The organism is Vibrio sp. Isolate32 (assembly GCF_022397955.1).
In the GTDB taxonomy this organism is placed as follows: domain Bacteria; phylum Pseudomonadota; class Gammaproteobacteria; order Enterobacterales; family Vibrionaceae; genus Vibrio.
Genome location: NZ_JAKEUQ010000036.1, coordinates 23,269 through 32,695, shown reverse-complemented (window position 1 = coordinate 32,695; position 9,427 = coordinate 23,269). Strand labels below are relative to the sequence as shown.

Annotated in this window: 8 protein-coding genes; 3 read left to right on the top strand and 5 right to left on the bottom strand. The window is 46.0% G+C overall.

Translation table 11 applies throughout. From position 1 onward, the window contains the following. Positions 1 to 304 precede the first annotated feature (304 nt). Together rho and trxA are read right to left on the bottom strand one after the other, a co-directional pair. Positions 305 to 1,564, bottom strand: coding sequence for a transcription termination factor Rho (gene rho, locus L1D11_RS19950; RefSeq protein ID WP_017062978.1), 1,260 nt, complete (start codon positions 1,562 to 1,564; stop codon positions 305 to 307). 200 nt (positions 1,565 to 1,764) lie between these two features. Further along, positions 1,765 to 2,091, bottom strand: coding sequence for a thioredoxin TrxA (gene trxA, locus L1D11_RS19945; protein ID WP_010440700.1), 327 nt, complete (start codon positions 2,089 to 2,091; stop codon positions 1,765 to 1,767). Between the two features lie 111 nt (positions 2,092 to 2,202). On the opposite strand from trxA, the gene rhlB reads away from it, so the two are divergent. After that, positions 2,203 to 3,513 carry an ATP-dependent RNA helicase RhlB gene (gene rhlB, locus L1D11_RS19940; protein ID WP_048610414.1) on the top strand — a complete coding sequence of 437 codons (1,311 nt, stop codon included), beginning with the start codon at positions 2,203 to 2,205 and terminating at the stop codon, positions 3,511 to 3,513. A gap of 6 nt (positions 3,514 to 3,519) precedes the next feature. After that, positions 3,520 to 5,013, top strand: a complete 1,494-nt coding sequence (gene gppA / locus L1D11_RS19935; RefSeq protein WP_239832948.1) for a guanosine-5'-triphosphate,3'-diphosphate diphosphatase — start codon at positions 3,520 to 3,522, stop codon at positions 5,011 to 5,013. 96 nt (positions 5,014 to 5,109) lie between these two features. Here gppA and L1D11_RS19930 read toward each other — a convergent pair whose 3' ends face one another. The 3 genes from L1D11_RS19930 to recQ form a co-directional block, all read right to left on the bottom strand. Next, a complete protein-coding gene (locus L1D11_RS19930) occupies positions 5,110 to 5,781 on the bottom strand; it encodes a 7-cyano-7-deazaguanine/7-aminomethyl-7-deazaguanine transporter (protein ID WP_048613244.1) in 672 nt (223 codons plus the stop codon). Between the two features lie 258 nt (positions 5,782 to 6,039). Further along, complete coding sequence (locus tag L1D11_RS19925; protein WP_239831103.1) at positions 6,040 to 6,351, bottom strand: DUF3630 family protein; 312 nt, start codon at positions 6,349 to 6,351, stop codon at positions 6,040 to 6,042. Positions 6,352 to 6,416: 65 nt separating this feature from the next. Then, complete coding sequence (gene recQ / locus L1D11_RS19920; RefSeq protein ID WP_239832947.1) at positions 6,417 to 8,255, bottom strand: ATP-dependent DNA helicase RecQ; 1,839 nt, start codon at positions 8,253 to 8,255, stop codon at positions 6,417 to 6,419. 180 nt (positions 8,256 to 8,435) lie between these two features. Here recQ and rarD point away from each other — a divergent pair, with 180 nt between their 5' ends. Next, the gene (rarD, locus tag L1D11_RS19915) at positions 8,436 to 9,344 is read left to right on the top strand and encodes an EamA family transporter RarD (RefSeq protein ID WP_102423285.1); all 909 of its coding nucleotides are present in this window, start codon (positions 8,436 to 8,438) and stop codon (positions 9,342 to 9,344) included. Positions 9,345 to 9,427 lie beyond the last annotated feature (83 nt).

Sequence of the window (9,427 nt, the reverse complement as noted above, 5' to 3'; positions counted from 1 at the left end):
GATACTCATGGATAGCCTCGGCCTCAAGACCACAAGGGCATTTCGCCTCAGAGTTAGGTTTAAGAGTCAGGGTAATAAGTGATGCTGTCTGGTGAGACTTTACTATTTTAAAGCCTTCCCAGAATGAAGATAGGAAAGTATGATTCGGCATGGAAACGGTAGTTTGTGTATGATTTTTGTTTGGCGACTAAACCCTATCACTTACTACCGTTTTTTTTGTTTTTAGTTCCCGCTAATCCGCGATGAACCAATAAAAAGCGCTACCCGAGGGCAGCGCTTTCTAATAACTATCAGCTAATCAAGATTACTGACGACGCATTGCGTCAAAGAACTCATCATTCGTTTTGGTCATTGCTAGCTTGTCGATAAGGAATTCCATTGCGTCGATTTCACCCATTGGGTGAACAATCTTACGTAGGATCCACATCTTCTGCAGTTCATCGTTCTTGGTAAGAAGCTCTTCACGACGAGTACCTGAACGGTTGAAATCAATCGCTGGGAATACACGCTTTTCAGCAATCTTACGGTTAAGGTGCAGTTCCATATTACCTGTACCTTTGAATTCTTCGTAGATAACTTCATCCATCTTAGAACCAGTATCAACTAGTGCTGTTGCGATGATCGTTAAGCTACCACCTTCTTCTACGTTACGTGCCGCACCGAAGAAACGCTTTGGACGGTGTAGAGCATTCGCGTCAACACCACCAGTAAGAACTTTACCTGATGAAGGAATCACAGTGTTGTACGCACGAGCTAGACGAGTGATCGAATCCAGTAGGATAACCACGTCTTTCTTGTGTTCAACAAGGCGTTTCGCTTTCTCGATAACCATTTCTGCAACTTGTACGTGGCGAGATGCTGGCTCATCGAATGTTGAAGCGACTACTTCGCCTTTAACTAGACGCTGCATTTCCGTTACTTCTTCTGGACGCTCATCGATAAGTAGAACCATTAATTCACACTCAGGATGGTTACGAGCAATGCTTTGAGCAATGTTTTGCAGAAGCATTGTCTTGCCCGCTTTAGGCGGAGCAACAATCAGACCACGCTGACCTTTACCAATTGGAGATGCAAGGTCAAGAATACGAGCCGTAATATCTTCAGTCGCACCATTACCCGCTTCCATCACCATACGTTCGTTGGCGTGAAGAGGAGTAAGGTTTTCGAAAAGGATCTTGTTACGAGCGTTGTCTGGCTTGTCGTAGTTAACCGTGTTTACTTTAAGCAGTGCAAAGTAACGTTCGCCGTCTTTAGGTGGACGGATTTTGCCGCCAATAGAGTCACCAGTGCGAAGATTAAAACGACGAATCTGGCTTGGAGATACGTAGATATCATCTGGGCCAGCCAGGTATGAACTGTCGGCGCTACGTAGGAAGCCAAAACCGTCTTGAAGAATTTCTAGAACACCATCACCAAAGATGTCTTCACCACTTTTTGCATGCGCTTTAAGGATGGAGAAGATAATGTCTTGTTTTCTTAGGCGAGCTTGATTTTCAAGACCTAAGCTTTCGCTAAGTTTAACAAGCTCAGACACAGGTCTGTTCTTCAGTTCAGTAAGATTCATAGTGGTGGAAGTTTGTTTAGTCAAAATAGGATCTGTTTTCTTAAGTTAAGAAGGATTTGGTCACAGGATCGACCAAGAAGAGAAATTCGTTCAATTAACGTGCGATAAATTAGCACTAAAACTAAGACTAGTCCATAGCTTAGAAAAAACAAAACCGCGCATTTGTTAACTGCACGGTTTCTTTTCAATTGCTGACCTGATTAAAGGTTAGCGTCTAAGAACTCTTTAAGTTGAGTTTTAGATAATGCACCAACTTTAGTCGCTGCTACGCCGCCGTCTTTGAAAAGAAGTAGCGTTGGAATGCCGCGAATACCAAATTTTGGTGGAGTACCTGCATTTTGGTCGATATTCAATTTACCGATTGTGAGCTTGCCTTCGTACTCGTCTGCGATTTCGTCAAGAATCGGCGCAATCATTTTACATGGACCACACCATTCAGCCCAAAAATCAACAAGAACAGGGCCTGCAGCGTTGATTACATCGTTATCAAAACCGTCATCAGTTAGCTGCAAAATCTTATCACTCATCTTCCACTCCAATGTATTTTTTAGAACTGGTTGGATGATAACCAGTAAATAGATGCCCTATTGGAATGTATTTACTTTCGTATTGCAAGCTTAAGCTGATATTCTATAGTAATGAAAAAGACGCATATCACAGAGCAAAAGTTCGCCGACTTGGATTTACTTCCGCAAGTCATTGAAGGATTGGAGAAAAAAGGGTTCGATTATTGTACCCCGATCCAAGCCCTGGCGCTCCCGGTACTGCTCACCGGCCAAGACATTGCAGGCCAGGCCCAAACGGGCACTGGTAAAACGCTTGCGTTTCTTACTGCTACTTTTAACCACCTGCTAAAAACACCTGAGCATGAAGGGCGTAAGCCTAACCAGCCACGTGCGATTATTATGGCACCAACGCGTGAACTCGCGATTCAGATCTACAACGATGCTGACTCTCTGGTTGAAAGCACTGGTATCAAGGCAGCATTGGCTTACGGTGGCGAAAGCTACGACAAGCAGCTAGGTAAGATCGAAGAAGGCGCAGATATCTTAATTGGTACGACTGGCCGCATCATCGATTTCTACAAGCAGAAGGTATTTAACCTTAACCACATTCAAGCTGTTGTTCTTGACGAAGCCGATCGCATGTTCGATCTGGGCTTCATTAAAGACATCCGCTTCTTGTTCCGCCGTATGCCTGAGCCAAAAGATCGCCTGAACATGCTGTTCTCTGCGACATTGTCTTACCGCGTACAGGAGCTAGCGTTCGAACACATGCACAACCCAGAGCATGTTGTTGTTGAGCCAGAGCGTAAAACAGGTCACCGTATTCAGGAAGAACTGTTCTACCCGTCAAATGAACACAAAATGGCACTTCTGCAGACGCTAGTTGAAGAAGAGTGGCCTGAACGCGCTATCATCTTCGCTAACACTAAGCACAAGTGTGAGTCTGTTTGGGGTCACCTAGCTGCAGATGGTCACCGTGTTGGCCTGCTAACTGGCGATGTTCCTCAAAAGAAACGTGAAAAGATTCTTGAGCAATTCACTAAAGGTGATGTTGACCTGCTTGTCGCAACCGACGTTGCAGCACGTGGCCTACACATTCCTCAAGTAACACACGTATTCAACTTCGACCTACCTGATGACTGTGAAGATTACGTTCACCGTATCGGCCGTACCGGTCGTGCTGGTGCAAGTGGTCACTCAATCAGCTTTGCTTGTGAAGATTACGCAATCAACTTGCCACCAATCGAAGAATACATTGAGCACGCTATCCCTGTGTCTGACTACGATGCTTCTGCACTGCTAGAAGATCTGCCAGCACCATTGCGTTTACGCACACGTAACCCGCAACAACGCCGCTCAAATAACAATGGCCCACGCAACGGTAACCGTAAACCAAACCAGAACCGTCGCCCACGCCAACCGCGTCATAACAAGGAAGCTTAGTCGCTTATGAGTCAAACAGTGTCACCACCGCTTTACGCTGCAATCGACCTCGGGTCGAACAGTTTTCATATGCTCGTTGTGCGTCATATCGATGGCAGCGTACAAACCATGGCTAAAATTAAGCGCAAAGTGCGTTTAGCTGCAGGCTTAGATGAAAATAATGCGCTTAGTACAGAAGCCATGCAGCGCGGTTGGGACTGTTTGAGTCTCTTTGCAGAGCGACTGCAAGATATTCCAAAAGAAAATATCCGCATTGTCGGTACAGCGACCCTACGTACCGCTATCAATGTGGATATCTTTCTTGAGAAAGCGAACCAGATCCTTGGTTACGACATCAATGTTATCTCCGGTGAAGAAGAGGCTGCGACTATCTATAAAGGCGTAGCACACACTTCTGGTGGCAGCGGCCGCCGGCTGGTTGTTGATATTGGTGGCGCAAGCACCGAGATGATCATTGGTGAAGGCTTCTCTGCGAAAGCACTAACCAGCCTAAAGATGGGCTGTGTTACTTGGCTTGAGCGCCACTTTAAAGATCGCCAATTAACCGCAATCAACTTTAACAACGCCATTGAAGCGGCGAAGTCAACGTTGGCTCCTATCCTAGATAACTACACTGATATCGGATGGGATGTGTGTGTTGGCGCTAGTGGTACCGTTCAGGCACTGCAAGAAATCATGTTGGCGCAAGGCATGGATGAAGTGATTACTCATGCCAAACTTAAGCGCCTACAGAAACAAGCCATGATTACAGAGCGGTTGGAAGAGCTAGAAATCGAAGGACTGACTCTTGAACGCGCATTGGTGTTCCCGAGTGGACTTTCAATTCTTATTGCTATTTTTGAGCTACTTGAAATAGATTCAATGACACTCGCAGGCGGTGCACTCCGTGAAGGCCTAGCCTACGAGATGGTTGATGAGTTGCGCCAAGAAGACATCCGTGCACGTACCATTAAGAGTGTCCAATCACGCTACCAAATGGACGTAAGCTACGGTGAACAAGTTGCTGTAGTCGCACAAACGCTGCTAGAGCAAGCAGGCGCCGAAGCGTGGGTTTCAGAACCTCAAGCTGGTGTGCTACTGCAAACGGCAGCTAAGCTCCATGAGATTGGTTTAACCATCGATTTCAAAAAAGGCGGTGAGCACAGCGCATACCTACTGCAGAACTTAGACCTGCCTGGCTTTACTCGAGCGCAAAAGCACTACTTGGGTGAGTTAACTCGTCGCTACCGTGAACAGTTAACCTCATTACCAGAGCAGCACGCTATCTCTGGAACCAGCAGCAAGCGTATTTTACGTATTTTGCGTTTAGCTATTTTGTTGACTCACCGTCGCAATCCAGCACTAGAGCCTGAGTTTAAGCTTGCAACCGATGGTAATAATCTGACCTTGACGCTTTCTAAGCAATGGCTAGCAGACAACCCGCTGACCGCTGCTGAGCTAGAGATCGAGTCGAATAGACAAACCGATATTGGCTGGCCATTGAATATTGAATGCCTCTGATATTAGTATCTGACACTAGGAATTAAAAAAGCCCAAGTTAGTCTACTAACTTGGGCTTTTTCTTATCTTTGCATTAATGCGTTTCTAATCTGATCCTTAAACGTTCACGCCTGTCGCTTTAAAGTCAGGGTTCACGGCCGTTAGCTTTCTAACAATGTAGTTCAGAAGCACACCGTACATAGGCACGAACAAACCTAGGCTGATAATAAGTTTGAATCCGTAATCAACCAGTGCAATCTCGGTCCAATGTTCAGCCATGAATGGATCTGGACTTTGGTAGAAAGCGATCGCAAAAAACGCGATGGTATCAATGGCATTACCAAATAACGTTGAGCACGTCGGGGCTACCCACCATTGTTTAAGCTGGCGTAAGCGGTTGAAAACATGCACATCCAAAATCTGACCAAGCAAATAAGCCATGAAGCTCGCCGCGGCGATACGTGCAACAAACAGGTTGAACTCACCTAGTTGGCTAAAGCCTTGGAATGAACCTTCAAAGAACACCACTGACAAAAAGTAAGAAACGGCCAGTGCTGGTAACATCACTAAGAAAATGATTTTACGGGCAAGCTGCGCACCAAAAATACGTACAGTCAGGTCGGTCGCTAGGAAGATAAACGGGAAAGTGAAAGCACCCCAAGTGGTGTGCATACCGAAAACGGTAAAAGGTAGCTGAACCAGATAGTTGCTTGACGCAATAATGACTAAATGGAACAAAACTAATAGTGCTAGGGCTTTGCGCTGTTGCGCAGGGGTAAAGTTACTCATGCTGTACCTTTTTAGTTTGGTTTGGGGGTGAGGGAACCCAAATCGAGTCATTTCTTCGAATAATCTAAGAAAGCTCTTACCAATAATGTGAATTAAAAATGTTTCTATGATTTGCTCTATTGAGCGGCGGGCGATTATACATTAATCAATATTGGCTGCAACGGTGAGAACAAGCGCAAACGTTTATCCTCACTTTTGTTAGTGAATGGCGTTAGAAACTATGTTTTAAAAGCTACGCTTTAAAAGCGATGCTAAAAGTTAAAAACCGCGTTTGAAAAGCGCCGCGAGATAATCAAACTCTTCTCGGCTCTCTTCCGCGTTTAACGACTCAAACCAGATTGATTCACTGTAATGTTCAGACTTTAAGAACATTCGACAATCTTCAAAATCAATCAACCAAGAGTGCATGTCGGCGTCCCATTGCTTTTCAATAACAGACGCTGACAGTAACGCCACCAGCTTTTCACCTAATACTTCGTAAGAATCAAAATCAAAACTTGGAGACGTAATCAATAAACGCCCTTCCTCAGCCAAATACTCTCTTAAGCCAAATTCTGTTTGTGTTGTCATTTCCCTATAAACCTTATTCTTATCCTATGAACCAATCATTTTTATAAACTAGCCGATTTTGCAAACTAGCCGTGTATCGTGATGTGATCTTGAATCAAATCGAGGAATGGGTCGGCGTACTTATCGAGTTTACGCTGACCAACACCGTTAACCGCCAGCATCTCACCGTATGAGGTAGGCAGTACTTCAGCCATATCAATCAAGGTCGCATCACTGAATACCACATAAGGTGGCAAACCATCTTCATCAGCAATCGACTTACGCAGCTTACGCAGTTTGGCAAACAGCTTCTTGTCGTAATTTTTGCTGCTGAGTTTATCGGACTTAGCATTACGCACCGCCGTATCCAAACGAGGCACCGCCAATTCCAAAGACATCTCACCACGCAGTAGCGGACGCGCTTCTTCTGTTAACTGTAAAGTCGAATTACGGGTGATGTTCTGGAACAACAAACCTTTATGGATTAACTGACGGAAGATACTAATCCAGTAATCATGGCTGTGGTCGCGGCCAATACCATAGGTAGAAAGCTTGTCATGACCATTATCGCGGACACGGATGTTCTGCATACCGCGCATCACTTCAACCACATAGCCCATACCAAACGACTGATTCACACGGTACACACAAGACAATGCCTTCTGCGCTTCTTGGGTCGCATCAAAATGCTTAGGTGGGTCGAGACAGATATCGCAGTTGCCACATTGCTTCTCACGATATTCACCAAAGTAGTTAAGCAGAACCTGACGGCGACAGGTTTGTGCTTCAGCAAAGGCACTCATCGCGTTCAGCTTGTGCATCTCAACCTGCTTTTGCGGACCTTCTTCTTTCTCATCTAGCATTCGACGCAGCCACCCCATATCAGCCGGGTCAAACAACATCATCGCTTCAGCAGGCAAGCCATCACGACCCGCACGGCCAGTCTCTTGATAGTAAGACTCGATGTTGCGTGGAATATCAAAGTGCACCACAAAGCGTACATTGGGTTTGTTGATACCCATACCAAACGCTACAGTCGCGACCACGATCTGGATGTCATCACGCTGGAAGGCTTCTTGAACGTAAGCGCGCTCGTCGGTGTCCATACCCGCGTGATAGCCCGCAGCACGAATACCGTTGTTACACAGCTTCTCGGTGACCATCTCAACTTTTTTACGGCTACCACAATAGATGATGCCGCAATTGCCCTTCTGAGTTTCTAGGTAGCGAACCACCTGAGACACTGGTTTGTGTTTCTCAACAAGGTTGTAGCGAATATTAGGACGGTCAAAGCTGCCCAAGTAGGTATGCGGATCCACCAGCTGCAGACGCGAGACAATATCTTTACGCGTTGCATCATCAGCGGTTGCCGTCAGCGCCATGTAAGGCACGTGCGGGAAATACTGTTTCAGCTGACCAAGTGACGCGTATTCCGGGCGGAAATCATGTCCCCATTGAGAGATACAGTGCGCCTCATCGACCGCAATCATTGAAAGCGGTAAACCTTGTAGACGTTCAATGAAATCACGCATCAACACGCGCTCTGGCGACACATAAACCATCTTGAGCTGACCTGAGTTCATGCGATTAAACACACTCAGTAGCTGGTCACGTGGCATAGAAGAGTTAATGCACTCGGCTGCTACACCATTGGCTTTCAACTGATCGACTTGGTCTTTCATCAACGAGATAAGCGGTGAGATAACCAAAGTCAGCCCTTCACGAACTAAAGCAGGGATCTGGTAACACAAAGATTTACCACCACCCGTCGGCATTATCACCAAGCTATCTCGGCCTTGAACAGCCAAATCAATGACCTCTTGCTGACCATCGCGAAAGCTTTGATAGCCAAATACATCTTCGAGGATGTTTTGCGCATCATTCGCGGGAGTTGGTGTTTGCTCAGCAATCAGAGTGGCGGTCATTGTGGTTCCTAATCGAGGTATAAAGTCAGCATGCAGCATCGGCAAGCAAGTCGCACATTGTAGAGTGGAATGCTGGCGAATTAAACCGCAAATTGTTAGGTGAAAAGGGTTAACGCTCCTATACTGACCAACTCTCAATATAAATCCTATTAATAAGCACTTCGTGCCAGAGAAAGTGACATGACACAAGACGAACAACAGCGTACACGCCAAGGAATACTGCTTGCGATTGGCGCGTACACCATGTGGGGAATCGCTCCCATATACTTCAAATCTCTCAGTGAAGTATCCCCTCTCGAGATCCTGAGCCACCGTGTAGTATGGTCCTTTTTCCTACTCGCTTTACTGCTACACGTTGGTCGTGGCTGGCGCAAAGTGCGCGATACTCTGACTTCAAAACCGAAAATGATGTTTTTGGTGGCAACTTCTCTCTTGGTGGGTGCTAACTGGCTGATCTTCATCTGGGCAGTCAATGCCAATCACATGCTGGATGCCAGCCTCGGCTACTACATCAACCCTTTGATTAACGTATTGCTTGGGATGTTCTTCCTTGGTGAACGTCTGAGAAAACTTCAATGGTGTGCGGTGGCACTTGCGGCTATCGGTGTGCTTATCCAGCTAATCGCCTTTGGTTCGATTCCAGTTGTCGCTATTGCACTGGCCTTTTCTTTTGGTTTCTATGGCTTGCTCCGTAAGAAAGTGAACCTAGAAGCGCAGACTGGCTTGTTTATTGAGACCTTAGTGATGCTGCCAGCGGCGGCGATCTACTTATTATTCATTGCAGACACAGCAACTTCTGATTTCTTGGCGAATCCAATGCAGCTAAATTTACTGCTGGTCGCTGCTGGGGTAATTACCACTCTGCCACTGCTTTGCTTTACGGGTGCAGCAACCAGACTCAAGCTTTCGACATTGGGCTTCTTCCAGTACATTGGCCCTAGCTTGATGTTCTTGCTTGCGGTGTTGATCTACGGTGAAGCCTTTACCATGGATAAGGCAATTACCTTTGCTTTCATTTGGGGCGCACTGGTGATCTTCAGCTTCGACGGTCTGCGTAATAACAAGAAGAGTAAGCAAGCGAAAAGCTAACACTGATCGTTTTTTACAAGACAATCTAAAGATACAGAGATAAGCTTGGTTGAATTGATGATAATTTGACCAAGCTTTTTTAT